The sequence below is a fragment of the Ruthenibacterium intestinale genome (assembly GCF_040096265.1).
Lineage (GTDB): Bacteria > Bacillota > Clostridia > Oscillospirales > Ruminococcaceae > Ruthenibacterium > Ruthenibacterium komagatae.
This window is the reverse complement of the sequence record NZ_JBBMFA010000065.1, coordinates 1-26,267: the sequence shown is the minus strand read 5'-3', so window position 1 is coordinate 26,267 and position 26,267 is coordinate 1. Positions and strand designations below refer to the sequence as shown.

The 26,267-nt window shown below is 58.3% G+C and carries 23 protein-coding genes; 13 read left to right on the top strand and 10 right to left on the bottom strand.

From position 1 onward, the window contains the following. The first annotated feature begins 83 nt into the window (after positions 1-83). The 8 genes from WMO24_RS04685 (at position 84) to WMO24_RS04650 (ending at position 10,955) form a co-directional block, all read left to right on the top strand. Positions 84-1,244: an iron-containing alcohol dehydrogenase gene (locus WMO24_RS04685; RefSeq protein ID WP_349215162.1), complete on the top strand. Its 1,161-nt coding sequence runs from the start codon at positions 84-86 to the stop codon at positions 1,242-1,244. 13 nt (positions 1,245-1,257) lie between these two features. Beyond that, a complete protein-coding gene (dapA, locus tag WMO24_RS04680; RefSeq protein ID WP_349215161.1) occupies positions 1,258-2,166 on the top strand; it encodes a 4-hydroxy-tetrahydrodipicolinate synthase in 909 nt (302 codons plus the stop codon). A gap of 19 nt (positions 2,167-2,185) precedes the next feature. After that, positions 2,186-3,277: a 4-hydroxythreonine-4-phosphate dehydrogenase PdxA gene (gene pdxA / locus WMO24_RS04675; protein ID WP_349215160.1), complete on the top strand. Its 1,092-nt coding sequence runs from the start codon at positions 2,186-2,188 to the stop codon at positions 3,275-3,277. Positions 3,278-3,291: 14 nt separating this feature from the next. Further along, the gene (locus WMO24_RS04670) at positions 3,292-4,278 is read left to right on the top strand and encodes an alpha/beta fold hydrolase (protein WP_349215159.1); all 987 of its coding nucleotides are present in this window, start codon (positions 3,292-3,294) and stop codon (positions 4,276-4,278) included. 64 nt (positions 4,279-4,342) lie between these two features. After that, positions 4,343-5,620, top strand: coding sequence for an SLC13 family permease (locus WMO24_RS04665; RefSeq protein ID WP_349215158.1), 1,278 nt, complete (start codon positions 4,343-4,345; stop codon positions 5,618-5,620). Between the two features lie 68 nt (positions 5,621-5,688). Beyond that, the gene (locus tag WMO24_RS04660) at positions 5,689-7,350 is read left to right on the top strand and encodes a CE1 family esterase (RefSeq protein ID WP_349215157.1); all 1,662 of its coding nucleotides are present in this window, start codon (positions 5,689-5,691) and stop codon (positions 7,348-7,350) included. Further along, a complete protein-coding gene (locus WMO24_RS04655; RefSeq protein WP_349215156.1) occupies positions 7,344-8,933 on the top strand; it encodes a PHB depolymerase family esterase in 1,590 nt (529 codons plus the stop codon). The genes WMO24_RS04660 and WMO24_RS04655 overlap by 7 nt, the downstream gene beginning before the upstream one ends. Before the next feature lie 24 nt (positions 8,934-8,957). Continuing rightward, the gene (locus WMO24_RS04650) at positions 8,958-10,955 is read left to right on the top strand and encodes an oxidoreductase (RefSeq protein ID WP_349215155.1); all 1,998 of its coding nucleotides are present in this window, start codon (positions 8,958-8,960) and stop codon (positions 10,953-10,955) included. A gap of 52 nt (positions 10,956-11,007) precedes the next feature. Here WMO24_RS04650 and WMO24_RS04645 read toward each other — a convergent pair whose 3' ends face one another. From WMO24_RS04645 to WMO24_RS04620, 6 genes are all read right to left on the bottom strand, one after another. Further along, positions 11,008-12,504 (bottom strand): lactate racemase domain-containing protein, encoded by a 1,497-nt coding sequence (locus WMO24_RS04645; protein WP_349215154.1) that lies wholly within the window; start codon positions 12,502-12,504, stop codon positions 11,008-11,010. A 67-nt stretch (positions 12,505-12,571) separates the two neighbouring features. Next, positions 12,572-13,333, bottom strand: coding sequence for an ABC transporter ATP-binding protein (locus WMO24_RS04640; RefSeq protein WP_349215153.1), 762 nt, complete (start codon positions 13,331-13,333; stop codon positions 12,572-12,574). A gap of 12 nt (positions 13,334-13,345) precedes the next feature. Beyond that, positions 13,346-14,107, bottom strand: a complete 762-nt coding sequence (locus tag WMO24_RS04635; protein ID WP_349215152.1) for an ABC transporter ATP-binding protein — start codon at positions 14,105-14,107, stop codon at positions 13,346-13,348. Beyond that, positions 14,083-14,883, bottom strand: coding sequence for an ABC transporter permease (locus tag WMO24_RS04630; RefSeq protein ID WP_349215151.1), 801 nt, complete (start codon positions 14,881-14,883; stop codon positions 14,083-14,085). The genes WMO24_RS04635 and WMO24_RS04630 overlap by 25 nt, the downstream gene beginning before the upstream one ends. Before the next feature lie 17 nt (positions 14,884-14,900). After that, positions 14,901-15,743, bottom strand: coding sequence for an ABC transporter permease (locus tag WMO24_RS04625; protein ID WP_349215150.1), 843 nt, complete (start codon positions 15,741-15,743; stop codon positions 14,901-14,903). 85 nt (positions 15,744-15,828) lie between these two features. Further along, positions 15,829-16,998 carry an ABC transporter substrate-binding protein gene (locus WMO24_RS04620; protein WP_349215149.1) on the bottom strand — a complete coding sequence of 390 codons (1,170 nt, stop codon included), beginning with the start codon at positions 16,996-16,998 and terminating at the stop codon, positions 15,829-15,831. A 329-nt stretch (positions 16,999-17,327) separates the two neighbouring features. Between WMO24_RS04620 and WMO24_RS04615 the strand changes: the two genes are divergently transcribed. Further along, positions 17,328-18,320, top strand: a complete 993-nt coding sequence (locus tag WMO24_RS04615) for a LacI family DNA-binding transcriptional regulator (protein ID WP_349215148.1) — start codon at positions 17,328-17,330, stop codon at positions 18,318-18,320. A gap of 50 nt (positions 18,321-18,370) precedes the next feature. Here the strand turns inward: WMO24_RS04615 and fucI are convergent, their stop codons facing one another. Genes fucI through WMO24_RS04600 form a run of 3 tightly spaced genes read right to left on the bottom strand, consistent with a single transcriptional unit; the run spans position 18,371 to position 21,782 of the window. After that, positions 18,371-20,143, bottom strand: a complete 1,773-nt coding sequence (fucI, locus tag WMO24_RS04610) for an L-fucose isomerase (protein WP_349215147.1) — start codon at positions 20,141-20,143, stop codon at positions 18,371-18,373. A gap of 16 nt (positions 20,144-20,159) precedes the next feature. Further along, positions 20,160-20,900 carry a sulfite exporter TauE/SafE family protein gene (locus tag WMO24_RS04605; RefSeq protein ID WP_349215146.1) on the bottom strand — a complete coding sequence of 247 codons (741 nt, stop codon included), beginning with the start codon at positions 20,898-20,900 and terminating at the stop codon, positions 20,160-20,162. A 48-nt stretch (positions 20,901-20,948) separates the two neighbouring features. Further along, positions 20,949-21,782, bottom strand: coding sequence for a triose-phosphate isomerase (locus WMO24_RS04600; protein ID WP_349215145.1), 834 nt, complete (start codon positions 21,780-21,782; stop codon positions 20,949-20,951). 220 nt (positions 21,783-22,002) lie between these two features. Here WMO24_RS04600 and WMO24_RS04595 point away from each other — a divergent pair, with 220 nt between their 5' ends. Beyond that, positions 22,003-23,178 (top strand): phosphopentomutase, encoded by a 1,176-nt coding sequence (locus WMO24_RS04595; RefSeq protein ID WP_349215144.1) that lies wholly within the window; start codon positions 22,003-22,005, stop codon positions 23,176-23,178. A 43-nt stretch (positions 23,179-23,221) separates the two neighbouring features. On the opposite strand, the gene WMO24_RS04590 is transcribed toward WMO24_RS04595, so the two are convergent. Beyond that, positions 23,222-24,094 (bottom strand): YitT family protein, encoded by an 873-nt coding sequence (locus WMO24_RS04590; RefSeq protein ID WP_349215143.1) that lies wholly within the window; start codon positions 24,092-24,094, stop codon positions 23,222-23,224. 176 nt (positions 24,095-24,270) lie between these two features. Between WMO24_RS04590 and WMO24_RS04585 the strand changes: the two genes are divergently transcribed. The 3 genes from WMO24_RS04585 (at position 24,271) to WMO24_RS04575 (ending at position 26,240) form a co-directional block, all read left to right on the top strand. After that, positions 24,271-24,945 (top strand): YjjG family noncanonical pyrimidine nucleotidase, encoded by a 675-nt coding sequence (locus tag WMO24_RS04585; RefSeq protein ID WP_349215142.1) that lies wholly within the window; start codon positions 24,271-24,273, stop codon positions 24,943-24,945. A gap of 20 nt (positions 24,946-24,965) precedes the next feature. Then, positions 24,966-25,823 (top strand): NAD(P)/FAD-dependent oxidoreductase, encoded by an 858-nt coding sequence (locus WMO24_RS04580; RefSeq protein ID WP_349215141.1) that lies wholly within the window; start codon positions 24,966-24,968, stop codon positions 25,821-25,823. 177 nt (positions 25,824-26,000) lie between these two features. Further along, complete coding sequence (locus WMO24_RS04575; protein ID WP_349215140.1) at positions 26,001-26,240, top strand: hypothetical protein; 240 nt, start codon at positions 26,001-26,003, stop codon at positions 26,238-26,240. Positions 26,241-26,267 lie beyond the last annotated feature (27 nt).

The following is a 26,267-nucleotide window of genomic DNA, read 5'->3' as shown; positions in this document are numbered from 1 at the left end:
TCCACAGTATCTCCAACAGTATAGCATATAGACCTTGGAGAGGGTCTATAAACACTACTACTTTATAATACGAGGAGATTTTTATGCTCACCTCTTACAATCTGAAAATGCCTCACGCCGTATACGGCGGAGAGAACGCCATGGACAACATCACCGCCATTCTGCGCACCTGCGGCGCTCGCCGGGTGGCCCTGTTCACCGACAAAGGCATTGAACAATGCGGGCTGTTCGCCCTGCCCGAAGCCGCCGTCCAGGCCGCTGGCATTCCCTACGATGTGTTGGATGATCTTCCCGCCGAACCCAGTTACACCGACGTGCAGAACATGGTGGACCAGTTCAAGCACAGCGGCGCCGATTTCATTGTGGCCTGTGGCGGCGGCAGCGTAATGGACGCAGCCAAGCTGGCCAGCGTGCTGGTCACCGATGAGTACGGCGTCAAGGAGCTGCTGGATCAGCCGGGCCGCGCCAAAAAATGTGTGCCCATCCTTCTGATTCCCACTACCGCCGGCACAGGGGCCGAAGTTACGCCCAACGCCATTGTGGCCGTGCCCGAGCGCGCGCTGAAAGTAGGCATTGTCAATGAAAATATGATCGCCGATTACGTCATTCTGGACGCGCGGATGATTAAAAATCTTCCCCGCTCCATTGCGGCGGCCACCGGTGTGGACGCTTTGGCCCACTGCATCGAATGTTTTACTTCCAACAAGGCCAATCCCTTCAGCGATCTCTATGCTCTGGAAGGCCTGGACCTGATTTTGAACAACATCGAAAAAGCCTGCGACGACCCCGAAGCCATGGAAGAGAAAAACCGCATGCAGATCGCCGCTTACTACGGCGGCCTCGCCATTACTGCGTCAGGCACCACGGCTGTTCATGCGCTGAGCTATCCGCTGGGCGGCAAATACCACATCGCCCACGGCGTTTCCAACGCGATTCTTCTGGCGCCGGTGATGCGCTTCAATGAGCCCGCCTGCCGGGAACGGTTTGCTCTGGTGTACGACCGCTGCTGCCACGACGGCAGCGCCCTGAAGACTGCCGAGGAAAAATCGGCCTGGGTCATTGCGCGGCTGGAGCACATTGTACGCCATCTGGACATTCCCACCAGCCTGGAGAGCTTCGGCGTTCCGGCCGGAGATCTGGAAGCTCTGGTAGAGGCCGGCATGCAGGTGCAGCGCCTGCTGGTAAACAATCCGCGGCCTGTCACCGCCGATGATGCACGGGCGCTGTACCGTCAGATTTTGTGAGGAGGAACCCATCATGAAACAAGTTGAAATCAAAGGCATCATCCCCCCGATCCTCACGCCCATGAACCCCGATGAAACAGTCAATACCACCGAGCTGCGTGCGCAGGTGGACCGCATGATTGAAAACGGCTGCCACGCCCTGTTTCCCTTCGGCACCAACGGCGAAGGATATATTCTCACCGCAGCGGAAAAACAGCTGGTACTGGAGACCGTGATCGAACAAGCGGCCGGCCGGGTGCCGGTATACGCTGGAACGGGCTGCATCTCCACCCGTGAGACCATCGAGCAGAGCCGCATGGCGCAGCGTGCCGGAGCCGACGTTCTGTCCATCATTACACCCAGTTTCGCAGCGGCCAGCCAGGAGGAGTTGTACCGCCATTACGCGACCGTAGCCGAGGCGGTGGACCTGCCCATTGTTTTGTACAACATTCCCGCCCGCACCGGCAACGCCCTGGCACCTGCCACGGTGGCGCGGCTTGCCCAGATCGAAAACATTGTGGGAGCCAAGGACTCCAGCGGCAACTTTGCCAACCTTCTGGCCTACATCGACGCGGGCAAAACAAAAACCAACGGCCGTTTCAGCGTGCTGTCCGGCAACGATCAGCTGATCATCTGGACGCTGCTGGCGGGCGGCACCGGCGGTATTGCGGGCTGCGCCAACGTCTATCCCCACACGATGGCGTCCATCTACAATCTGTTTGTGCAGGGCAAAGTGGACGAGGCCATCGCGGCCAATGCCAGCATCGCTTCTTTCCGCGCCTGTTTCAAATACGGCAACCCCAACACCATTGTAAAAACAGCTGTGGCCCTGCTGGGCTACAACGTGGGCCCCTGCCGCGCTCCCTTCAACTATGTGCCGGAAGAGGGCATCGAGGCGCTGAAAAAAGTTCTGGCGGAGAACGCAGAAAAAGGAATGCACTGATTGGGAAAGGCGGAGCAACATGAATCAGAAACCCATCATCGGAATCACCATGGGCGACCCTGCGGGCAACGGCCCTGAAATCACTGTAAAGGCACTGGCCCACGCGGAGCTGTACGACCGGTGCCGGCCCATCGTCGTGGGAGACGCAAAAATGATCGAGCAGGCCGCAGGCTTTGTCGGTCGGCCGGACATGCGCGTACACCGCTGCCAGAAGGTAGCCGGCGCACAGTTCACACCCGGTGTGATCGACGTGCTTCACCTGGACCTGATCCGGGACCCCGCCCGCTTTGCCATCGGCCAGGTCAGCATTGAGGGTGGAAACGCCGCCTTCCAGTGCGTTCGCAAAGTCATTGAACTGGCCATGGCCGGCGAGGTGGACGCCACGTGCACCAATGCGCTGAACAAAGAGGCCATGAACAAGGCCCTTGAGGCGGCCGGCGGCGCCAACTCGGACGGGTACACACACTTTGACGGACACACCGAGATCTACGCCACTTACACACACACCAAAAAATACACCATGATGCTGGCCCATCACGACTTGCGGGTGGTACACGTTTCCACCCACTGCTCGTTGCGGGAAGCCTGTGACCGGGTCAAAAAAGCCCGGGTGCTGGAAGTGATCGAAATTGCTCACAAAGCCTGCCGGGACATGGGCATTGCATCGCCCCGGGTAGCGGTGGCCGGGCTGAACCCCCACTGCGGCGAAAACGGGTTGTTCGGCACCGAGGAGATTGAAGAGATCAAACCCGCCATTGAGGCGGCCCGCGCCGAAGGAATCGACGCCATCGGCCCCTGTCCGCCGGACAGCGTGTTTTCGGAAGCACTGGGCGGATGGTACGACATCGTGGTGTGCATGTACCACGACCAGGGACACATTCCTCTGAAAACCGTGGGCTTTGTCTACGATCGGGAGGCCAAAAGCTGGAAGGCAGTGGAGGGCGTGAACGTCACGCTGGGCCTGCCCATCATTCGAACCAGCGTGGACCACGGAACCGGCTTTGCCCTGGCGGGCAAAGGCACCAGCAACGAACTGAGCCTGGTGAACGCCATTGATTACGCGGTGCGCATGGCACTGGGAAGCGCGCCTCAAAACGAATCCGAAAAATAAGGGAGGAGAACATCTTGTACATTCCACCGAAAGTCAAACCCCTGTGCCCGCCGGAACAGCCGCCCCGCTTTGAAGATGTGGTCTATGCCGAAACTACGCTGGACAACGGTGAAGCCTACACCCTGCGCCTGGACATTTATCAGGATGCACATCAGACCGAACCCGGCCCCTGCATCGTCTACTATTTCGGCGGCGGCTGGATGTGGGGCGAGTACAAGCAGAAAACCCAGAAAGCCGTTTACTGCCGTGACCTTGTGCGGCTGACCAAACAGGGCTACACCATCGTGTGCCCGGACTATCGTCTGGTGAGCCAGGCCGTTTTCCCTGCATGCATTCATGACAGCAAAGCGGTGATCCGCTTTTTGAAAGCCCATGCCGCGCAGTATCACATCGATCCCCAGCGCATCGGCGTACTGGGCAATTCTGCCGGGGCGCACCTGGCTGCCATGGTGGCCATGAGCGCTGGACACCCCGAACTGGAAGGAACCGTGGGCGGAAACCTGGACCAGTCCAGTTCCGTGCGGGCTGCGTGCCTGTTCTACACCCCGGCCGATCTGGAGCAGTCCCTGCGGGAAGCTGCCGCCAACCTGACCGGCGAACCCAAGGACCTGACCGGCACCGAGATCGAAAACGTGGGCAACGACAAGGCGGGCATTGTGCCTGCGCTGATCGTGGGTTATACCGGGCCGGGCCGCACCATGCAGTCTCTGGCATCCGTGCTGGAGCGCGGCGACCCCACCGATCCCGACTGGCATTTCATTGAACTGACGCGCCAGTGCAGCCCCATTCATTATGCCTCTGCGGACAACCCGCCCATCTGCCTGTTCCACGGCGGCCGGGACCCCATCGTTCCCCTGTCTCAGAGCGAAGCGCTTTACAAAGCGTTGCTGGCCGCGGGTGCGGATGCGACCTTTGTCTCCTATTCCTTCGGCGGACACGGCCCCTCTCTGGGCGAGCAGGTGGACCAGTTCGCTTACCGGTTCCTGACGGACCGGCTGTAACCGTGTATCTTCCGGATGTACTGCGCTGTGGGCGCTGACATAAAATGAGAGAGGAGTTTTTCGCATGACCATCCAAATGACTATCGCTTTGGCAATCGTCGTTCTCATGATCGTCATGATCATGTCCGACAAATTTTCCTTTGGCGCACCGCCGCTCGTCGCGTGCTGCCTGATGGTACTTACGGGCGTTTCCACCATTGAACGCGCTTTTTGCGGCTTTGTCGACTCCAACGTCATCATGATCGCCGGCTTTATGGCGGTGATGGCCGGCCTGCAGAAGACCAGCCTGATGAGCCGGATCAAATCCCTGCTTTCCGATCTGGCCGGCAAGGGCGGTTTCAAGGCATACGTACTGCTTCTGATTGTTGTTATGCTGGGCGCCAGCGTAATGGGCAACACCACCGGTTATTACATGCTGGTTCTGACCATTGTGGCTTCCATCCCCTACAACAAAAACCTGCCCAACTCCAAGCTGCTGATGCCGCTGGGCTTCGCCACCGGCCGCGCTCTGATCCCGGTCAGCGTCGCATTCTTCATGGGACTGGCCAGCTCCCTGCTGGAAAGCTCCAACTATGAAAACACCATTTCCATGGCGCAGTTCTCCATTATGATGTTCATCATGTCCGTCGGCTACCTGCTCTGGGCGCTGATCGCCTATCGCTTTTTGCCGGATCACGACGTGTCTCAGGGTGCCAACTCCATCTCTGAGAACGAAGAAAGTGCCGCTCCCGCATTGCCCAAATGGAAAGAGTACTGCACCTACGGCGCGTTCCTGGTATCCGTGGCCGCCATGTTCCTGCTGGACACCCTGGGCCAGGCCGGCTATATCCTGCCCTGCCTTGCCACCGCGTTCCTGTGCCTGATCGGCGTGTTCAACTTCAAGGAAGTGCGCGCCAACGTCTTCTCTCCGCTGATTCTGATGATGGCCAGCGTCATCGGCGTCGCAGGTGCTCTGGCTGACACCGGCTTCACCGCCATGGTGGGCGAGGCGGTCGCCAACGCCATGGGCGGCAACGTCAACCCCTTTGTTCTGGTGCTGGTGTTCTGCCTGCTGACCAGCGCATGCGCCACTTTGACCGGCGCCAGCATCGGCGCACTGTTCATCTTTGCGCCCATCGGCATCGCCACCTGCATGAGCCTGGGCCTGAATCCCACCGGCCTGGCAGCTGCCATGACCGCGGCGGCCTGGGGCGGCGGCTTCCTGCCCATCGACGGCCTGCCCGCCATGATCCTGGGCATGGGCAAATACAAACTGTCCCAGTTCTTCAAATTTGCGCTGCCCATGTATTTCATTCAAATTCTCGCTTTGGCCATCGGCGCCATGGTCGCGTTCCCCATGTAATGAACCCCGCCGTGCCGGAGCCCTTTGACACGGGCTCCGGCTCCTTTTTATAATAGGAGGAGACCGAAATGGAATATTACGCCTATGTGTCCACCCGGGCCTGCTATGACCCCGCCCGGACGATTTTTGTTTTTGCGCCCCAGCAGGATGCCGCCACCCTGCAGGGTGCAGCCCGCTTCGCCCGGACATCCGGCTGGCAGGCTTTGGCGGAATACGACGGTGCCGTGCTGATCGTACCCGTTGCGCCCCAGGGCTGGCAGGCCGAGCCGGACACTCTGCCCGGCCAGCTCTTTGACCAGGTGCGCAACCGCTTTGCCAGCCGCTGCGGCAAAAGCCTTCTGGGACGGCGTGGAATGCTGTGGTGCTGGGAGACCATGGTGTATTGGGTAGGTTACGGTGAGGGCGCCGCTTTCGCCGGGCGCTGTGCCGCCGCGGCCCCCAATCGGTTTGCGGCCGCGGCCCTTGTGGATGGTGCGGCTGCGGATTACAGCGCGGGACGCCGCCCTTCGGACCACTGGCTGGTGAAGCACGTCAGCGAAGGCTACCATTCCTGTAACGATGACATTCCCGCCTGTCTGTGGCTGCTGGATGTCCCGCCGGAAGGCACAGCCGCTGCGGTGCGCCATTACGCCGAAGTCAACGGGTTCGATCCAAAGCGCCCGACCCCGTGTCAGGTGGGCGGTATTCCAGCACTGCGCTATGCCGCCGATGGCACCACCGCTGCCCAGCTGCTGGTTTCCGACGGTCCCTGCCCGCAGGGACCCGCTTTGGCGCTGGCCATTCTCAACGGTCTGTTCGACCATGTGATCCGCTGGAAAAACGGCCCGGACGGAACGCTGGCGCGCATCTCCGGCCGTCCGGATTTCTATTCCAACGGCCGCTTTGAAATGACTTCTGTCACAGTCAATTGCCTGGAATACGCCTGTGCTGTGCATCTGCCCCAGGGCATGAGCAAAGAACAGGCGCGCGGCCTTCCGCTGGTTTTCACCGTGCACGGCCGCGGCGAACCCGCCTGGCTGTTTGCCGAGAAAAACGGCTGGGATACACTGGCCGACGAGACCCGCGCCTTTGTGCTGGCCGCGCCGGACTCTCCGGGTAACATCTGGCAGGCAGGCCGGGACGCCGACGCCTTCGGCGCGCTGATCGACCATCTGTGCCAGTGCTACGGTCTGGACCGCACGCGGGTGTACCTCACGGGCTTTTCCAACGGCGGTTCCATCACCCGGGAGATGGGCACGCTGCACCCGGAGTGGTTTGCCGCCATCGCCCCCTTCAACGCGCCGGTGCACGTGCCGGACGTGGTCATGGACGACGCGGTGGCCCCCTCTTTGGAAGCGTCGGGCTTTGAACTTCCCTACTGGGTCACCGTGGGTGACAACGATCCTGCTGCCGTCGTGGATGTGGACGAACAGCTGGAACCGCTTTTGAAGGTCAACGGCTGCGCCCTGCGGCCTGCGCAGGGGCTGACCACCCGCTTTGCGCCGGATGAGATCCGCACCGGAGACAACTGGTACACTCCGGAACGGGGATACCGGCAGGGCAGCCGGTTCACCACACTGGTCTACCGGGGACAGAACGGCGAGGTGCGCGTAGGCTACACCGTGATGAAGGACATGCCCCACGGCGCCATTACCGAACAGAGCCGCGCGTGCTGGGAATTTTTGCATGGTTTCCGCCGCCCGGCGGGTGAAAAACACGTTTTGTGGGAAGCGGAGGGTGCATCATGCTGAAAGGTCGGCTGAAACACATCGAGCTTTGCAAAGGCAAACCCGCACCCGGATGTCTGAATGAATTTGACGCCATGCTGCGGCGCGTGCCGGACCCGGACGCCCCGATTACAGACGAGCAGGGCAATCGCCGAAGCCTGTATCTGTATCTGCCCGCCTCGGGGGTGATCCCCTGCTCTTCCGGGGTGGTGGTGCTGCGCGACGGTGCAGACGAAGCCTCTGCCGCAGAACTGCTGGAGCACACCGGCTGGGCCGACCGGGCCGAGCGGGACCACTATGTCCTTCTGCTGCCCAACCCTGTGTCCGGCTGGGGCCCGGATGAAGATGCTTTCTCCATCCACTGGCTGACCACGGCCACGCAGCAATACCTGTTGGGATGCAAAGTACACCGCACCAGCGTCTATCTGGCGGGATTCGGCCGTGCCGCATCGCTGGCCGCCCGCATGGCTTTGCGCCACGGCGGCCTGTTGGCCGGTGTCTATCTGGAAGGGGCCGCTTTCTCTGGAGAAAGCGCCGCACCGGTGCCGGCCTGGCTGGTGGACTGCGACCCCCGGCTGGAGCGCGCCATGGGCCGGGCTGCGCGTGCGGCGGGCTTCCCCTTCCGCAGCTTTCGCAAGCCGGAGCAGTCTTTGTGCACAGATGCCTGGGACGCACTGTTTCTGGGGCTGCGGCGCTGGCCCACCGGCGGCGACGGCACCGTGACCCGCAAATACACGGAACAGGAGATGGGCCTGACCTGTTTTGAAAACCAGACATTTCTGGGCGACAATGGCGGCATGGCCCACACCTGGTATGAATTTGCTCCGCAAAACCCGGCCGGGCAGCGGCTTTCGCTGCTGTTTGCCCTGCATGGTGGCGGCACATCGGCCAAATATTGTGCCGAACAGAGCCGCTGGCACGAGCTGGGTGCCAAATACGGATTTTATGTGGTCTATCCCCATTGCAGCGCCGATGCCGTTTGGAACGCGGGCTGCGACGAGCGCCGCCCCAGCGACGAAGAGTACCTGCTGCGGCTGTATCGCTACCTGCTGGATAAATATCCCATCGACCCCGGACGTGTCTACTGCGCCGGATTTTCCATGGGCAGCCTGATGACCCAGTGCATGGGCATGCTGCATGCGGAACTGTTTGCCGCCATCGCGCCCTTTTCGGGTTATCTGTTTCCGTCCTACTGGGACGGCCCGCAGCTGAGTGAGACCCAGCCCTTCGCCCTGACGGCTCGCCGCATGGAATGGATGCGGCAGGCCCAAGCACAAAACCGGGATACCCGGCTTCCGGTCATTCAGTTTCACGGCGACCGGGACAACACCTGGCAGGCAGAGGCGGGTGAGCGAACCCGGGATTACTGGGCCCGGCGCAACGGCGTTCCCGTTCCGGATCTGAGTGCGCCTACCCGGCGCGAAGGCGCGGACGGACGTTTTTCCGTCTTCGACTGCTGTGACGGTACAGGCTTGTGCCTTTACCGGTTTGTCTCAGTGGCCGACCTTCCCCATGCGGTGGATCTGCGCCAGCCCTATCTGGCCTGGCGCTTTCTGGCGGGCTTTGCCCGCAGTGCAGACGGCAGCCTGCAAATTGACCCGGTCTGATTCTGTCAACCAAGGAGGATGTATATGAACGAACATTGGAAAAATCTGTTTACGCCGGTGCAGATCGGCTCCTGCCAGATCAAAAACCGGTTTGCCATGGCCCCTATGGGGCCTCTGGGACTGGGCGACGCCGAAGGCGGCTTCAACCAGCGCGGCATTGATTATTACACCGAGCGCGCCAAAGGTGGCACCGGTCTGATCATCACCGGAGTGACCTTTGTGGAAAACGAAGTGGAACAGCACGGCATGCCCAACTGCCCCTGCTCCACCTACAACCCGGTGCAGTTTGTGCGCACCGCCCGGGAGATGACCGAGCGCATCCACGCCTACGGAGCCAAGGTATTTTTGCAGATGTCGGGCGGATTTGGCCGCGTGACCATTCCCACCAACCTGGGCGAATTTCCACCGGTGGCACCCTCGCCCATCCCCCACCGCTGGCTGGATAAGATCTGCCGGGAACTGACGAAGGACGAGATTCATTACATCGTAAAAAAATTCGGCGACGGCGCCTACAACGCTCAGCGCGCCGGGTTTGACGGTGTGGAGATTCACGCTGTGCACGAAGGATACCTGATCGACCAGTTTGCCATCTCCCTGTTCAACAATCGCACCGATGAATACGGCGGATGCCTGGAAAACCGGCTGCGCTTCGCCCGGGAGATTGTGGAAGAAATCAAAAAACGCTGCGGGAAAGACTTCCCCGTGGCGCTGCGCTACAGTCCCAAGAGCATGATGAAGGACTGGCGTGTAGGCGCGCTGCCCGGCGAGGAGTTTCAGGAAGCGGGACGCGATCTGGACGAGGGCGTGGAAGCGGCCAAGCTTCTGGTCCAATACGGCTACGACGCGCTGGATGTGGACGTGGGCACCTATGACGCCTGGTGGTGGAACCATCCCCCCATGTACCAGGAGAAAGGCCTGTACCGCAAGTATGCCAAGCTGATGAAGGAGACCGTGAACGTTCCCATCCTCATGGCCGGCCGCATGGATGACCCGGACATGGCCTCGGCCTGCATTGCGGACGGGACCTGCGACATCATCAGCCTGGGGCGTCCTTTGCTGGCGGACCCGGACTATGTAAACAAACTGCGGGCGGGCCTTCGCCGGACCATCCGCCCCTGTCTTTCCTGCCACGAGGGCTGCATGGGCCGCATTCAGGAGTATTCGCTTTTGAACTGCGCGGTAAACCCCCAGGCCTGCCGGGAACGGGACATGGCCTACCGCCCTGTTTGCCGCCCCAAAAAAGTTCTGATCGTGGGCGGCGGCGTAGCCGGCTGCGAAGCGGCCCGGGTGCTGGCGATCCGCGGGCACGAACCGCATTTGTTTGAAGCGGGCGACCGTCTGGGCGGCAACCTGATTCCCGGCGGCACCCCGGACTTCAAGGAAGATGACCGCGCGCTGGCCGCCTGGTACGCCCAGGAGCTGGAGCGCCTGCGTGTTCCCGTAACGCTGAATCATCCTGTGGACAAAGCGCAGGTACTGGCCGGCGGTTACGACGCGGTGATCGTTGCCACCGGAAGCACGCCCAAGGTGTTCCCGCTGGGCGATGACGCCCATGTGCACACGGCCGCGGATGTTCTGACCGGAAAAGCCACGGTGGGCCAGCGCGTGGTAATCGTGGGCGCGGGCCTTGTAGGCTGTGAAACAACGCTGTGGCTGCGCGAGCAGGGCAAGGACGTCACGCTGGCCGAGGCCCTGAGCAAACCGCTGGCGGTCAACGGTCCTCTGTGCCACGCCAACAGCGAAATGCTGGAAGCGCTTCTGCCCTACAAAAAAATCTCTGTGGTCACCAATGCCTCGGTCCGCTCCTTTGAAAACGGTCGGGTGCTTGTACAGACCCCGCAGGGCGAACAGACGCTTTTGGCGGACGACGTGATCCTGTGCGTGGGATACCGCGAGCAGAACGATTTGTATCACCAGCTGGAATTTGACGTAGCGGACCTGCATCTGGTGGGCGACGCACGCAAAGTGGCCAATATTATGTACGCCATTTGGGACGCCTTTGAAGTAGCCAATCATCTGTAAACCCAAAAAAGCCCCATCCACCAAAAGTGGATGGGACTTTTTGGGTTTCTGTTCAGCCGCCGCAGGGATGCGAAGGCGCATTGTCGCGTGTATGGCTGTTCTGGCTGGGGTCCTTCATGCACAGATGGACTGCCGCCGTGGTAAAGGTCTGGGGCAGCGCCAGAATGTTGGGATTGGGGCCCACATACTTTTTCATGGCGTCGGCCAGCGCTTCCTCAAAGGTGGCGCGGGTCTTCAGGCCCATGCCACGGGCAATGCCCGGCTCCCGGGCGCCTACAATATAAATCGCACTGGTATGCTCTTCCGCCAGGTGGCCACAGCTCATCATAGAGAACCCATGGAACGGATGGAATGCATTGGCAAAACGGTATTTGCGGATGTACTCCTCCTTGGTGGCAAAGTACTCGCCATACCGGTTCATGTCCGGCAGAATGTTCATGTAATCATGCTGGAACATATCATACAGTTCCCGAAGATAGGGCCAACGCTCGTCGTGGAAATAGCCGTCGCAGATACTGGATACAATGAACACGCAGTGGTCGGCCAGCACCCGTTTGTGGCGGATCACCTGGGCGGACAGCGCCTGCATCATCTGGATGGGGTTGGTCCCCATGCCGTTGCCATAATGGAAATTGGTGGGCATACCGAATACGACTACGTCGTATTTCTTTTCCGCCCAGTGCACATAGGTGCGTTTGTCGGCCATCTTCCAGCTGATGGGCTGCATCTCTTTGGCCCAGCCGGAATTGATCTCGATCTGGCGGGATTTGGTATCCAGCACCGCGTCACAGCAGAAGAATTTTTTACCCATTTTCTCTTCCATCAGCATGCCCTGCTGATCAAATTTATGCCGCATTTCACTGTTGGTAGACACCGGCACAAAGTCCTGACGATGCATGACCTGGGGCACGTGATGAGCCGAGATACTGCGCCAGTGGCTGATTCCCGTGGCGCAGTGTTTGTATCCGCCCGAATACCCGCCATAAGGATTGCCCTGGGTGTGGCCGATAAGAATGGCCACATCTGCGTCGTACACATACTTGTTCATGATCACATGATCGCCCTGGGCCGTATAACCCAAATCCACCAGATGATCATAATCTTCTGAGTCGTGACTGGTAATCTGACCGCTGGGATAAAATTCGTTAAACAGCTCCGGGCCGAGAATGGTTTTCATCTCCGGCACGGTGGCACGGGGATGCAGGCCATTGGAAAACAGCAGCAAAATGTCCCTCTTTTCCACGCCCACGCTGTACAGCTCGTCCAGGCACGCACGAATGGCCACTTTCCGATGGCTGGTGGGCTGGTTGCCTCCCTTGACAATGTCCGGAATGACGAATACCACCTTGCTGCCTTTGTGGGCCAGTTCGGTCAGCGTCGGCATGCCGATGGGGTTGCGGATGCTTTTCAGCGTAGCGTCGTACAGCGCGTCCCATGTCTGCTCGATGCAAGGGGGGTCAGGTACGGTGACGCCCGGAATAAACACATCCGTGGTATCCGGCAGTTCCGCGCTCATCATTCCCTGCCCGTATTCAAAATCAAGTTTCATTTCGTTTTACCTCTTTTCCCTGTAATTCCAATGCCAGACCGGGAGGCATAGAAAAACAAATCGCTTGTTACCACCATTTGATCTGATCGGTCACATATTTACGGATCTTGATGAACTCCGGAGAGGTCACGTCCCTGGGATGGGGCAGGTCCACATGGACCTCTTCTTTGATGGTAGTGGGTTTGTTGCTCAGAATCAGAATCCGCTCGGCCAGATAGGTGGCCTCTTCGATGTTGTGCGTGATAAACACCACGGTGCTGCCCAGTTCCTTCCACAGGCGGATAACCTCGTCTTCCAGATAGAAGCGCAGTTTGATATCCATTTGGCTGTACGGCTCGTCCATCAGCAGCAAATCGGGGTTCATGGCAAATCCGCGGCCGATGATCACACGCTGGGCGCAGCTTACGGAGAGCTGATGCGGATAGGAGTGACGAAACTCCTCCAGACCCAGCAGCTTGATGATGCTTTCCACACGCTCTTTGATCTGTGCCTCGGGCAGCTTTTTCAGCTCCAGGCCGAAGCGCAGGTTTTCTTCCACGGTTTTCCAGGGAATGGCAGACGGCTCCTGAAACACAAACGCCAGGTTGTGCTTGTGGGGGTCGGCCGGTTTGCCGTCAATGTACAAATCACCGGAAGAAGGCTGAATGATGCGGGTCAGCAGATTCAGGAAGGTGGTCTTGCCACAGCCGGTAGGGCCTACGACGCAGACGAACTCGCCCTTTTTAATGTTGAACGAAATGTTGTTCAGCACCTGCAGATCGCCGAAATTTTTGCTTAAGTTCCGCACCTCAACTTTGTATTCGGGGTTATGAACGTACTGATTGTCCATTTTTCTGCCTCCTCACAATGCCAGATCGGTATTATCAGAGATTTCTTTCCGTATGCGGAGGAAATCCGGAGACACCGTGTCACGCGGGCGCGGCAGATCGATGTCATAAATGGCCTTTACGTGGGCGGGACGGTTGCTCAGCAGCACAATGCGGTCGCCCAGATACACCGCCTCTTCAATGTTGTTGGTAACAAAGATGATCGTGCGCTTTTCGCTCTGCCAGATCTTCTGAATCTCTTCCTCCATGGAATAGCGCGTCTGCGCGTCCAGCGCACCGAAGGGCTCGTCCATCAGAAGGATCTCCGGGCTGTTGGTGTAAGCCCGCGCGATGCCAACGCGCTGCTTCATACCGCCGCTCAACTCGTTGGGATAACTTTTTTCAAACCCCTGCAAACCTACCAGATTGATGTATTTCTGCGCGGTCTTGCGGCGCTCTTCCTTGGGGACGCCGGCCATTTTGGGGCCGACTTCCACATTTTCCATTACCGTTTTCCAGGGCAGAAGCGATGTTTTCTGGAACACCATGCCGATGCGGGAATCGCTGCCGTGAATCACCTCACCGTCCAGACGAATCTGGCCATCCACCGGCTCTTCCAAGCCGCTGATCATGTTGAGCAAAACTGTTTTGCCGCAGTAGCCCGGTCCCAAAATCACCAGAAACTCGCTGTCATACACGTCGAAATTGACGTCCTGCACCGCGTCAAACGCCTTGCCGTTGAGAATGTAGCTTTGAGAAATATGTTCCAAGCTCAGCTTGACTTTCTTACCGTCCAAGGACAAACCCACCTTTCAATAAGCTGCATTGCGATCGCCAGGATCGCGCCGATGATGCCGATGCAGATCATGGACAGAAGTACCAGGGGCAGATCGCCCGAGTCCATGCCGCGCGTGATCAGGAAGCCTACACCGGACTTGCCGCCCAGCATCTCTGCCGCCAGAACCACCATCCATGCGGCGCTGGCCGACGTGCGCACGCCTGCGAAGATGGCGTCCAGAGCCGAAGGAATGGCAAAGTCCAGCAGCATCTGCCACTTGTCCGCGTTGAAAATGCGGCCCACATCCAGGTATTGCTGGTCCACGTTGCTCATGCCCGCCTGAGTATTGACCACAACCGGCATAACTGCGCCGATAAACACCACCAGGATCTTCGGGAATTCACCGGTGCCGAACCAGATGGTGATCAGAGGAATCCATGCCAGAGGCGGCACCACACGGAAGGCCGTGAAAATGGGGCCCAGCAGCGCGTTGGCCTTTTTGTTCCAGCCGATCAGAATACCGAAGGAGATGCCCAGCACCCAGGACGCGATCAGCGCGACGAGAACGCGGCCCAGACTGGCAAGAATATGCTGCCACAGGCTCAGTTTCTGAATGGGTTTTTGCATAAATTTCAAAAAGCGGTCATACACCGCCATCGGCGAGGGAAAGGATGTGGAGTCGTTGCCCGAAGCCACAACCCACAGGGTGAGCAGCAGAAGAATGGAGATGACCGGCAGAATTTTGTATACGGTGCGGCGCACGCGCTCCTGCTGCTCGCTTTTGCTGAGGGTCACTCCTGCACTCTTTTTACTCATTTTTTCCACCCCAATACTTTGTTCTCAACCTTGCTCAGAATTGCGGTGAAGATCACGCCGATGATGCCGATGACCACAATGCCCAGCAAAATCAGGTCCGGACGGGCAAACTGACGGCCCATCAGGATCATGTAGCCCAGGCCGGAGGACGCAGCCAGCATTTCGGCGGCCACCAGTGTTGCCCATGCGTTGCCCAGGGCGACACGAACACCCGCGAACACCATGGTCATGGACGACGGAATGCCGATCTTCCAGAAAATCGTAAAATTGGAAGCGCCGCATGTCTTGGCAAAATTGATAAGCACCGGACTGGTCTGCTTGATGCCGGTGTACGCATTGATGACACATGGAACAAACGCGGAGAAAAACACGATAAATGCCTTGGCCGGCAGACCAATGCCCAGCCAGACAATGGTCAGCGGAATCCAGGAAACTGGCGGAATAGGGCGAATCAATTCAAAGATGGGACGAATAAAACTTTCAAATCCGCCGTACCAGCCCATCAAAAGCCCCAGAGGAATGCCAATGATGATCGCCAGGAAAAAGCCCGTGAGCGAAACCTGAAGGCTGGCCAGGATATTCACGCCCAACACCGCGCCGTCAGGGTTGGGATCGGTCAGTTTTGTGATAAAAAGTTTGAGAATAGTGCTGGGCGCCGCCAGATATCGGCTGTTGGCAATGCCCGTATCGGACACGATCTCCCAGATCAGAAGGAACACCGCCACGCCCGTGACCGACAACATCATATACATCTGTTGGGTGCGGCGCTTGCGCTCCTGCACCATGGCAATGCGTTGCTCCTGTGTGATGTGCTTGTTTCCTTCAGAGACAGAGCTCATGAGCTGTCCTCCTCGCTTTCTGTTTTCAAGCAGTCTGCCCGCGATCACACAAATCGCGGGCAGGCCGTTTCAGTCTTTCAATCCATCAGTTGTACTGCACGCCCAGAGCGTCCATATCCGCAAGGCATTCCGCAGCGATGGAACCATCGGTCATCTCGTTGTCCAGAATGGTGTTGCGGTCTTCTTCGCTGTACTTGCCAATGCTGATCAGGAAGTCCATAGTGACCAGCAGGTCTTTCTCTGCCTGCAGCAGATCGCGGCTGGTGTACAGGCCCGCATCGTCGGGGCTGGCTTCGCTCATCAGCTTGGCCACTTCGGAAACGGTCGGGCATGCATAGTAGCCCATAACCTCTTCGGCAATGTGCTCATCGCAAGCGATGCCTTCGTTCTCGCAGCTCTCCAGATACAGTGCAACCGCCTCGTCCATGTTCTCTTCGGACTCGTTGCACCACTGCCAGGTCAGATAATAAACTTCCCAAGCAGCTTTGACCAGCTCGCGGCGCTCGGACAGCGCTTCCGGCGTAGCCATAAAGCCGTTGAACACGGTGATGCCCAGCGTACCGGCGTCATCCACACGCACAAAGCCGGCGTCCTCAGCAGAGGTGGCAATGGCGTTCCACACGGCGATGCCGTCGCCCTGACCGCCCTTGAACGCAGTCAGCGCACTGGCGATATCCATGTTGACGGATTCGATGTCATCAAAGGTCAGACCCAGCTCTTCCAGCTCGCCGCCCAGAATCATCTGTGCGTTGGTGCCGGTGGGATACAGCCAGGTGGTTCCCTTCCAGTCTTCGGCGTTCTTATCGGCCAGGTTGCCGTCTGCACGTACGAACAGGCCCATGTTTTCCTCGTAGTCCGCCACACCGATGCACACCAGATCATAACCCAGCATACCCACCAAATCGCCCGCAGCGCCAGCCGTTGCTACGTCCCAGCTGCTGCTGGCTTCCATCATGGCGGGGCCATTGGTATACGGCTCGTATTCCACATCAATGTTCAGCTCGTCAAAGAAGCCTTTCACGTCTGCAATGTAGAACGGGACAGCGTGAGCAGAGCCCGCGAAGTAACCTACCCGCAGAGTCTGGCGTTCCTCAAAGGGCTTCAGGCCAAACGTGGTTTCGGAAGCGTCTGTGGCTGCGCCCGTGCTGCCGGAAGCAGATTCGCCGGCATCTTCGCTACCGGAAGCTGCGCCGCCGCAGGCTACCATGCTGAACGCCATTGAAAGCGCCAGTACCAATGCAAGCAATTTCTTCATAACCATTTCCTCCTCAAACAAATTTCACATAATAACGTTCAAATAGCGGGAAAATCAATCATTTTTTGATGCTTGGTAAACCCGCTCTCGCTACAACCAAATCGTAGCATGGGGTTTTAAGGCATGCAATTGCAATAAACGCAAACGTTTGTATTTTTTGCCACCTATTGCGTTTTTTGCCGAAATTTGCTATGCTCTTATTGCAACATAATGTATAATTTAAAGCTTTTGTGTTTAATATTTTAGTGATTTTAACAATAAAAAACACGAAATTCAGCGAATTCACTAAGCGCAAACGTTTGTGTTTTAGCCAAAAGGGAGGTTTTTTCATGGGATTGAAGGAAATCGCCAAAATGACGGGCTATTCCGTCTCTACCGTGAGCCGTGTTTTAAATAATAAAAGCAAATATGCTTCCTCAAAAGCGGAGAAGGAAATCTGGTCCGCTGCGCAAAAACTGCACTACGCGCGCAACGACGCAGCCGTTCATCTGAAAACCGGAAAAAGTGCGCATTTCAGTGGGCACGGACCTTACCGCATCGGCATCGTCATGGCGCGCGGTTTGGAATCTCTGGAAGATGAATTCTATCAGCGAATCGAAGAGGGCATTCGCAGTACCGTATTGAAAGCAGGACATCAGCTGGGAGAGACATTCATGCTGCGAACTGTGCTGCAGAATCCTCAGTGCCTAGCAGATATCAACGGCATTGTGCTGATTGGAAAATGCAACGTGCATAATCTAACGTCTCTGCGCACTATTTGCAAACACATCGCCTGTACGGGCATGAATCCTTATTACATGGAGATCGATCAAATCTACTGCAACGGCGAGCACATTGCACGCACCGCCGTACAGCACCTTTTGTCCAAAGGACATCAGAAAATTGGTTATGTAGGCGAGTGCAACGGCGATGTGCGCTATTTTGGCTACCGACAGGCGGTCAAAAGCAGCAATCTGGACATGGATACTCCCTATGTGTTTGATGTGCCCCAAACTGCAGAGGGTGGACGGCAGGCAGCCCGGCAATATCTGGTTTCCGAAGACTGCCCCACGGCTGTGTTCTGCGTGAACGATGTGAGCGCCATCGGATTTATTGAAGCTCTGAAACTGCTGCGGCCACAACAGCCACTCCCGGCCGTTATCGGCATTGGCGATATCAGCAAGTCTCTGGAGATCCAGCCGGCGCTGACCACCATTCATCTGCCCTTGTGGGAGATGGGAAATATTTCGGCGCGTATCCTTCTGGACAGCATTGAGGGACTGCACAGCATTCCCCTGAAGGTGGACCTGCCTTACAAACTGGTCTGTCGCCAGAGCTGCTGAAACTCTGCACAAATAAAAAAACCGGTCCGCACGGACCGGTTTTTTGTTGTCTATTTCGCACCGTACAGAGGCCCGTACGCCGTACACGCCCGAAAGTCGGCCCCAATGGGATCATCTGCGCCAAACTGTTTCCAGAGATCCGGCCGAAACAGCTGCTCAAACGGCAGATTATGAAGACTGACCGGAACGCGCAAGATGGATGCCAACGTGGCAAACGCAGCGCCCACATGCCCCGGACACAACACACAGTGATTGCTGCCCCAGCTCTCCATCATGCGGTAGACACTTCCACTGGCGGGCCGGTCGGTGCTACGCGGCACGAAAAACACCTGCGGCCAGGTAGGATCCGTTCGGTTCGTCACTCCGTCGGCCACCGGGTCGGGCAAGTTCACCGTGCATCCCTCCACGATCTGAAGTGTCGGACCCAGTCTATGGACCATGTTCAGGCGCACCATCGTCAACGGAACTCCTCCCTCAGCCCGAAAGCTCACCGAGAATCCGCCGCCCCGGAACACCGCTCTTTTGGCAGCATGCCACTGCACATGCGACTGACAGCGAGCTACATCTTCATCCGTCAAATTCCAAAACGGCTTAATCGCAGGGGCCCCATTTTCCCGGGCGCCCATGCATCCGTCCAGTGCCATGGAGCCGGAATTGGTCAGATAAAAAAAGCCATCCGGTGTCTGCGAAGGCACATCGCCATATCGGGCACGCAGAGCCGCAGCGCTCCAATATCCACGCACATCACAGAACAGCTGCGCGCCGCCCGTAAGCAGCGCACCGAACAGCATGGCCGCTGCCTGCAGCGCATCGTTCTCTGTAGCAATCGGGTGCGGCCGGCGCGGACCGTTCCAGTCAAAACCGGCATTCAGCACCGACTCGGCAAAGTCATTGGTCGGCATCCAGTCAGTCCAATGGCGTTGCCCCTGAAAACTGGCAGTCAGCGCGTCAAACCCCTGCGCAGCTTCAGCAAATCCCTGTTCGGCCAGCATCGGATTTCCATCCATCAGATCCCTCAGGATCAGAGCCATCTTGACGCACACATCCCAATCCCGCTCTTTTTCTTCCTGCGTGCGCCGCATCTGCGGCGGATTGGGATCTTCTCCCTCCAGACAGAAAGAGCGAGCCCATCGCCGGGCTTTCGCATATTCCGCCTCGTCATACACCTGTTCTTTGAGGCGGCGCAGCACTTCCGACATATCCACCGACTGAACCCGCATGCCCAGGTATCGCCGGTAAAAGTCATGCTCCGGACCCGCAGCGCCAATGCCCATGCACGTAGTACCCACGCACAAGTATGCCTTTCGCCGCATCTGAGCCACAGCCAGAGCGCACTGACCAAAGAGAACGATTTTTTCTGCCACATCCGTGGGGATCGAAACGTCGTCCGCATCCTGAATATCCATCCCGTACACCTTGAACAGAGGCACCCCCACCTGAGCCGCAGCAGCCGCCTGCGCTCCCATAAACACCGTCCCGGGAGCGTTGCTGCCCGAAAGGCCCCAAATCAACTGCGGGATCTGCGCATCATCATATAAAATCTCCATGGGGTAGGACCAGGCCCGCGCTACATGAACCACCGCGCCCACGTTCTGACGCCGAAACGCCTCCATCGTGCGAACCGCATCCACCGAACTTCCTACCGGGTCGGACATCACGCAGCGAACCGGCGTTCCATCTGCGTAAAACACATGTTCTTCCAACAATCGGCATACCTGACGCGTCAGATCCAGCACTGGCTGCGACTGCGCTGTTCGCAGGCTGTCCCGACCATCCACAATCGCCCGGACACCAATTACCGGGCGCTCCGCCAGTGTCTCCATTGCAAGCACACTCCTTTCACAAGGCCACCACTGCCTTGATCAGCGTAACCGCACCGCCAAAAGCCATTAAAAGATAAATCGACCGTTTCAAGGCAGCACCATCAATACGGGACGCCGCCTTTTCACCCCATAACCAACCGGCCACAGACGCAACCGTCCCCACTCCTACAGGCAGGAGCAGCGCAGCAGTCATCATTCCGCCGGAAATCCGCAATACATTGTTGCCCAGCACAGTCAACACCAGGCACAGGCAGTTGTTGGCCAGATACTCTTCTCGGTCCCGGGAAACGGTCAGAAAATACAGCGCCATCAGGGGACCGCCGATGCCGAACAGCCCGCCGGTCACGCCGGAAAACGCACCGCAGAACAAAGAGACCCACAGGCTTTGTTTCAGATGCAGATTGGGGGCCAGCCACATCAGATAGGCAGCCATTCCCACCAAAAACGAACCGAACGCCATCTGCAGCCACGCCAGATTTTGCGCAGAACGGGCCAATTCAATGGCCCAGCTGCTGGCCAGAAGATAAATGGCCGTGGGCCACAGCACCGACAGCGGGCGGACAGCACGGCGGTGGCGCCACGCCATCAGCCCCAGCATCGTAAGCACAATCAGGTCCGATATCACCGGCGCCGTTTTCACCCCGTACAGTCCAGGCAGAAAAATCATCAGAAGAATGCTGCCACCGAACCCCGTGACGCCCTGCACAAACCCGGCGGCACATGACGCCGCCAACAGCAGCAACAACCCCCACTCCATTTCCTTCCCCCGCTTTGCAAGACTTCCCGAACCGTCAAAAATTTTTTCTCACGCGTTCAAATACAACCGGATGATCTCCAGATACTCTTCCGGATAAAAACCAATTTCGCCGGAAAAGCGGGTCAGCGCAATCAACCCGCCATCGATCTCCGGGATGGATGCCAGCATGGCAGCATTGTCGCTTTTCAGGCCGCCGCCATACACCACGTCCACCGGGACCTGTTCCTTGATAAAGCGCGCAATCTTTTCGATGTACGGCCGGTCCGCCGGGGTCTTTCCCGGTCCGATGCTCCACACCGGCTCATATGCCACCACCACACGGCTCAGGTCAACACCCGCAAGACCAATGCGAAGCTGTGCGCCCAGCACTCCCTTCCAGTCGGCCTGCTCTTCGGCCTTTTCTCCAACGCAATACAGCACTTTCATACCTGATGCCTGGGCACAGAGGATCTCCCGGTTCAAAATACGGTTCACTGCCGCGTTGTCTGTCACGCCCGCTTCCGCCAGAACACCGGCCTTTTCGCCCCGCTCTTCACAGTGGCCGATCAGTGCCCATGAACAGCCCAGCGCAGCAGCAGCCGCCGCGGGGCGGCAGGAAGTAAAGGCTCCAAAGTTTCCGCCCGCAGACACGTTCTCCCGATAGACACCCTGGCACCCCAGCTGAACAACACTGCCGGTTTGTCGTGCCGCAGCTGCCGGAATCAGGTGCGCTTCCGGAAAGAAGTCTACAAACTCCACCTGTGCCGGATCAAAGGCAGTCAGTTCGTTCTGTGTAGCCTTCACCAGAAACGATCCCCACTCCGCCGGACTCGTCAGGCGATTCACCCCACCTGCCTTTGCAGGCACATCAAATCGTTTCAAATTCAAAAAAACATGTTTCATCGTCTTTTTCCTCCTGTTTACACCGCATGGTTTTCCATTTTGAAAAAGTGCGCAAGGCTGCTGCAGCAAGGTCCTTTTTAAATTTATTATGAAATCGGCCGTGTGGTTTGTCAACGCGAACTTCCTCTTTCCGGGCCGGAAAATGAGCAAACGTTCTCAGTGCAGGCATTGTGAAAACCGTGCAAAAATCGTATAATCAAACCCAAAGGAGAGATTTATTATGGCAAAGCGTGTATTTGTGGTGGTCTTAGATTCCTTCGGCGTCGGACAGGCGCCGGACGCCGCCGACTTTGGCGACTGCGGCGCCAACACTCTGCGTTCCATCGCTCAAAATCAAAATTTCCACTGCCCCAATCTGACCCGCATGGGGCTGTTTAATCTGGACGGTGCAGATGCGCTTTTGCCAGACTCCGCCCCCATCGGTGCCTTTGCCCGTCTGCGGGAATGTTCCCGCGGAAAGGACACCACCATCGGCCACTGGGAGATTGCCGGGGTGGAGAGCACCACGCCTCTGCCCACCTACCCCAACGGCTTCCCGCCTGAAATCATTCGGGAATTTGAGCACATCACCGGCCGCGGTGTTCTGTGCAACAGGCCTTATTCCGGGACCCAGGTGCTGCGGGATTACGGCGAAGAACACCTGCGCACCGGAGCGCTGATCGTCTATACGTCGGCGGACTCCGTATTTCAGGTAGCGGCCCACGAATCGGTGGTCCCGGTGGAACAGCTGTACGAATATTGCCGTGCGGCCCGTGCCATGCTCACCGGAAAACACGGCGTGGGACGCGTCATCGCCCGCCCCTTTGAGGGAACCTGTGCCGAAGACTTTCGCCGCACAGCCCGCCGCCATGACTTCTCCCTGACACCGCCGGCCCCCACCATGCTGGACGTCCTATCCGGCGCAGGGCTGGATGTGCTGGCCGTGGGAAAAATCCGCGACATTTTTGCCGGGCGCGGTGTGACCGAACATTTTCCCACATCCGGAAACGCAGAGGGCGAGCAAACGCTGTTGCAGCTGGCACAGCGGGATTTTCACGGTCTTGCCTTTGTGAATCTGGTAGACTTCGACATGCTGTACGGTCACAGGCGCAACATCGACGGATATGCCCGGGCGGCTTCTGCCTTTGACCAAACGCTGGGGCAGCTGCTGCCCTTGCTGCGCGCCGACGACTTGCTGATGATCACTGCGGACCACGGCTGCGACCCCGGATTTCTCCGGTCCACCGACCACACCCGGGAATATGTGCCGCTGCTGATGTGCGGTGAAAGCGTTCGCGCAGGGCTGAACCTGGGCACGATAAACGGATTCGGCGCAGTGGCCGCCACCGTGTGCGGCTGGCTTGGCGTATCCGCCGAACTGCAAGGGGAAAACCTTTTGCCACGCATTCTCCAATAAACACAAACAAAAAGACGGGCAAAAAATTGCCCGTCTTTTTATTTTACTGTTTCGCCTCTTCCCGGTAATCTTTTTTCAGGGAAAAGCCTCTGCCCTTCACCTCGGTGACCCGGCTGATCACCAGAAAACTCTCGGGGTCGATGGCCCGGATGAGCTTTTCCACCCGGGGCAGCTCCCGGTTGGAAACAATGCTCAGAACGATCTGTGTTTTCTGGCGCAGATAGCCGCTTTCGCCCTCCAACAGTGTGACGCCCCGGTCCACCTGCGTGAGAATGGCCGCGCAGATCTCATCCGACTTCTGGCTGACCACCTTGATTTCGGTGCGGGTGGTGCCCATCAGCAGCATCTTGTCCAGCACGAGCGTATAAATTAATGTAAACAGTACACCATACAGCAATTTTTCCGCCGGCTGGAACAATGTCTGTGAAAGCAGGATGCACACATCGAACCCGTACAGACCCACGGAAACCGGCAGGCGGAACAGCCGGTTCAGAATCAGCGGCGGAATGTCCATGCCGCCGGTAGACGCACCCGCCCGAATGACCACGCCCAGGGCAACGCCGATGCCCAGCCCGCTGAACACCGTGCACAGGAGGATGTCATCGGTCAGCACAAAGTCGCCCAAAACCCGCTGCCAGAATTCCAGTGCCAGCGGGTACAGAAAGGTGCTGGCCAATGTAGTGACCGCAAATGCGCGTCCCAGCACACGCCAGCCCAGCACCAGCATGAGCACGTTGAACACCAGCACAAACGCCGAAAGCGGAACGCCCGTCAGATAATTGGCCGTCAGCCCCAGGCCTGTGGTGCCGCCCATGACCAGATTCGCGGGAAGGACGAACAACTTTACCGTCAAAGCGTACAAAAAGTTTCCGCCCAGCACAGCAGCCGCCGAGAGGATTCGTTTTTCCTGCGCCACAGAATATCACACCCCTTAAAAACAAAAAACGTCTGTCAGAAATTTTCCCTGACAAACGTGGATCGAGGCAATGCCTAATACAACGTTATTTTACCGGGGCGGCAGACGAATGTCAAGCGCCTTTTTCCGGGCGGCAAAATCTGCTATAATGGAAAAAACGCCAAGGGGGAGATTCCATGGAAGCGCGCTTCACCACGCTGCTGTTCGACGCGGACGACACACTGTTCGACACCACCCGCAACGAAGAACAGACCCTGGCCGCTCTGTTTCAGGAAAAAGGGCTGCCCTATGACGAGACGGTTCTGGCCCGGTACCGGGCCATCAGCCGCGAGATGTGGGGCGCTTTTGAGCAGGGCCGCCTGGAAAAGGCGCAGGTCCAGCATGGCCGCTTTGCCCGGCTGGCCCGGGAACTGGGCCTTTCGGCGGACACGTCGGACTTCTTCCCCTCTTTTCACCGACTGAGTCTGGAACGCCTGATTCTGGAGCCGCACGCGCTGGAGGTGTGCCGGGAACTGGCCCGCACCCGCCGGCTTTACGTCATCACCAACGGGACGGCAGCCATTCAGCGGCCCCGGCTGGAGCGCACGGGTCTGGCGCCTTTTTTCACCGATGTATTCGTATCGGAGACGCTGGGCGTTCAGAAGCCTCAGCCCGCTTACTTTGAACGGGTTCTGCAGGCGGCCAGTGCGCAGCCTGCCCACACGCTGGTGATTGGCGACTCTCTGACCAGCGACATCGCCGGCGCCAACCGCGCCGGGCTGCACTGCTGGTGGTACAATCGCGCCGGGGCTGCCAATCCGGGCACGGCAACGCCCGACCGGGAAATTCACGACTTGGCCGAACTGCTGTAGTGGCCGAAAGGAAGATTTGTATGGAAAAAGTATGGGATTGCATTGTGATCGGCGCAGGACCTGCGGGCCTGTCGGCAGCCGTCAATCTGCGCCAGCGCGGCAAGGAGCCGCTGGTACTGAGCGCCGGGGACAATCTGCTGCGCAAGGCCGAACGCGTGGACAACTATTTGGGAATGCCGGGTCTGACCGGCGGCGAGATGATGGACCGTTTCACCGACCATGCGCGGCAGCTGGGCGTGGAGGTGCGTTTGGCACAGGTGGGCAATGTCATGCCCTTGGGCGACACATTTCTGGTGAACGCAGGCGGCGAGATCCTCACCGCCCGCAGTGTAATTCTGGCCTGCGGCGTGTCCAAGGCGCGGGCCGTTCCCGGTGAAGAAGAATTTTTGGGCAGAGGCGTCTCCTACTGCGCTACCTGTGACGGAATGCTTTACCGGGACCGGGATGTGGCCGTGTGGGGCCTTGGGCCCAACGCGCCCGAAGAGGCGGATTTTCTGGCATCCATCGGGTGCCGGGTGCACTATATCGCCGCCAAAAAGCCCCCTCATCTGGCGGACGGCATCCCATTCCTGGAAGGCCGTCTGGAAGCAGTGGAAGGCAGCCAAACCGTGGAGCGCGTTCGCGTCGGCGGTTCGATTGTGCCCGTGACAGGGGTGTTCATTCTGCGCGCATCGGTACCCGCAGGCGCCCTGGTACCGGGTTTGCCCCTGACCGAGGACGGTTACGTCTGTGTGGACCGGCGGCAGTGCACGGAGATTCCGGGGCTGTTCGCGGCCGGTGACATGGCCGGACAGCCGTTGCAGGTGGCCAAGGCCGTGGGAGAGGGATTGACCGCGGGGTTGGCCTGCGCCGAATACCTGGATGGCGCGAGTCGCTGATGCGTCTGCGCACAATGGCAAAGCCGGCCCGGCCGGCTGGAAAAAAATTTGGTTAAAAACACCTTTGCACAAAAAAGTGCAAACAGGTATTATAATAAGTACAACGTGTGGCATGTGACGGCGTAAATCCGGTTGCATGCCACACGTTTTTTATTTTTTCACAACAGGAGGATTTTCATGAAACGAATCAAAGCCGCGTGCCTTTGCCAGACACTGCATTTTCAACAGAAAGAAGACGTTCCGTATGAAGAAGCCGTCCGCCTGACCGACGGCGAAGTGGAGCATTACAAAAAAGCGCTGGAGCGCAGCCGGACCCAGTACCGCATTCTGGAACAAAGCCGCCAGGCAGACGGGTCTATTGTTTTGAAAATTCTCAAGCAATACAACCTGTGCCCTGTGGGCGACTATCTGAAATAAGCGCCGGGATAAGCGCGCGGCCGCCAT

Coding starts and splice junctions, on each gene's coding strand:
- WMO24_RS04685 (WP_349215162.1), top strand. CDS start 84: ATGCTCACCTCTTACAATCTGAAAATGCCTCACGCCGTATACGGCGGA.
- dapA (WP_349215161.1), top strand. CDS start 1,258: ATGAAACAAGTTGAAATCAAAGGCATCATCCCCCCGATCCTCACGCCC.
- pdxA (WP_349215160.1), top strand. CDS start 2,186: ATGAATCAGAAACCCATCATCGGAATCACCATGGGCGACCCTGCGGGC.
- WMO24_RS04665 (WP_349215158.1), top strand. CDS start 4,343: ATGACCATCCAAATGACTATCGCTTTGGCAATCGTCGTTCTCATGATC.
- WMO24_RS04660 (WP_349215157.1), top strand. CDS start 5,689: ATGGAATATTACGCCTATGTGTCCACCCGGGCCTGCTATGACCCCGCC.
- WMO24_RS04655 (WP_349215156.1), top strand. CDS start 7,344: ATGCTGAAAGGTCGGCTGAAACACATCGAGCTTTGCAAAGGCAAACCC.
- WMO24_RS04650 (WP_349215155.1), top strand. CDS start 8,958: ATGAACGAACATTGGAAAAATCTGTTTACGCCGGTGCAGATCGGCTCC.
- WMO24_RS04645 (WP_349215154.1), bottom strand. CDS start 12,504: ATGAAACTTGATTTTGAATACGGGCAGGGAATGATGAGCGCGGAACTG.
- WMO24_RS04640 (WP_349215153.1), bottom strand. CDS start 13,333: ATGGACAATCAGTACGTTCATAACCCCGAATACAAAGTTGAGGTGCGG.
- WMO24_RS04625 (WP_349215150.1), bottom strand. CDS start 15,743: ATGAGCTCTGTCTCTGAAGGAAACAAGCACATCACACAGGAGCAACGC.
- WMO24_RS04620 (WP_349215149.1), bottom strand. CDS start 16,998: ATGAAGAAATTGCTTGCATTGGTACTGGCGCTTTCAATGGCGTTCAGC.
- WMO24_RS04615 (WP_349215148.1), top strand. CDS start 17,328: ATGGGATTGAAGGAAATCGCCAAAATGACGGGCTATTCCGTCTCTACC.
- fucI (WP_349215147.1), bottom strand. CDS start 20,143: ATGGAGACACTGGCGGAGCGCCCGGTAATTGGTGTCCGGGCGATTGTG.
- WMO24_RS04605 (WP_349215146.1), bottom strand. CDS start 20,900: ATGGAGTGGGGGTTGTTGCTGCTGTTGGCGGCGTCATGTGCCGCCGGG.
- WMO24_RS04600 (WP_349215145.1), bottom strand. CDS start 21,782: ATGAAACATGTTTTTTTGAATTTGAAACGATTTGATGTGCCTGCAAAG.
- WMO24_RS04595 (WP_349215144.1), top strand. CDS start 22,003: ATGGCAAAGCGTGTATTTGTGGTGGTCTTAGATTCCTTCGGCGTCGGA.
- WMO24_RS04585 (WP_349215142.1), top strand. CDS start 24,271: ATGGAAGCGCGCTTCACCACGCTGCTGTTCGACGCGGACGACACACTG.
- WMO24_RS04580 (WP_349215141.1), top strand. CDS start 24,966: ATGGAAAAAGTATGGGATTGCATTGTGATCGGCGCAGGACCTGCGGGC.
- WMO24_RS04575 (WP_349215140.1), top strand. CDS start 26,001: ATGAAACGAATCAAAGCCGCGTGCCTTTGCCAGACACTGCATTTTCAA.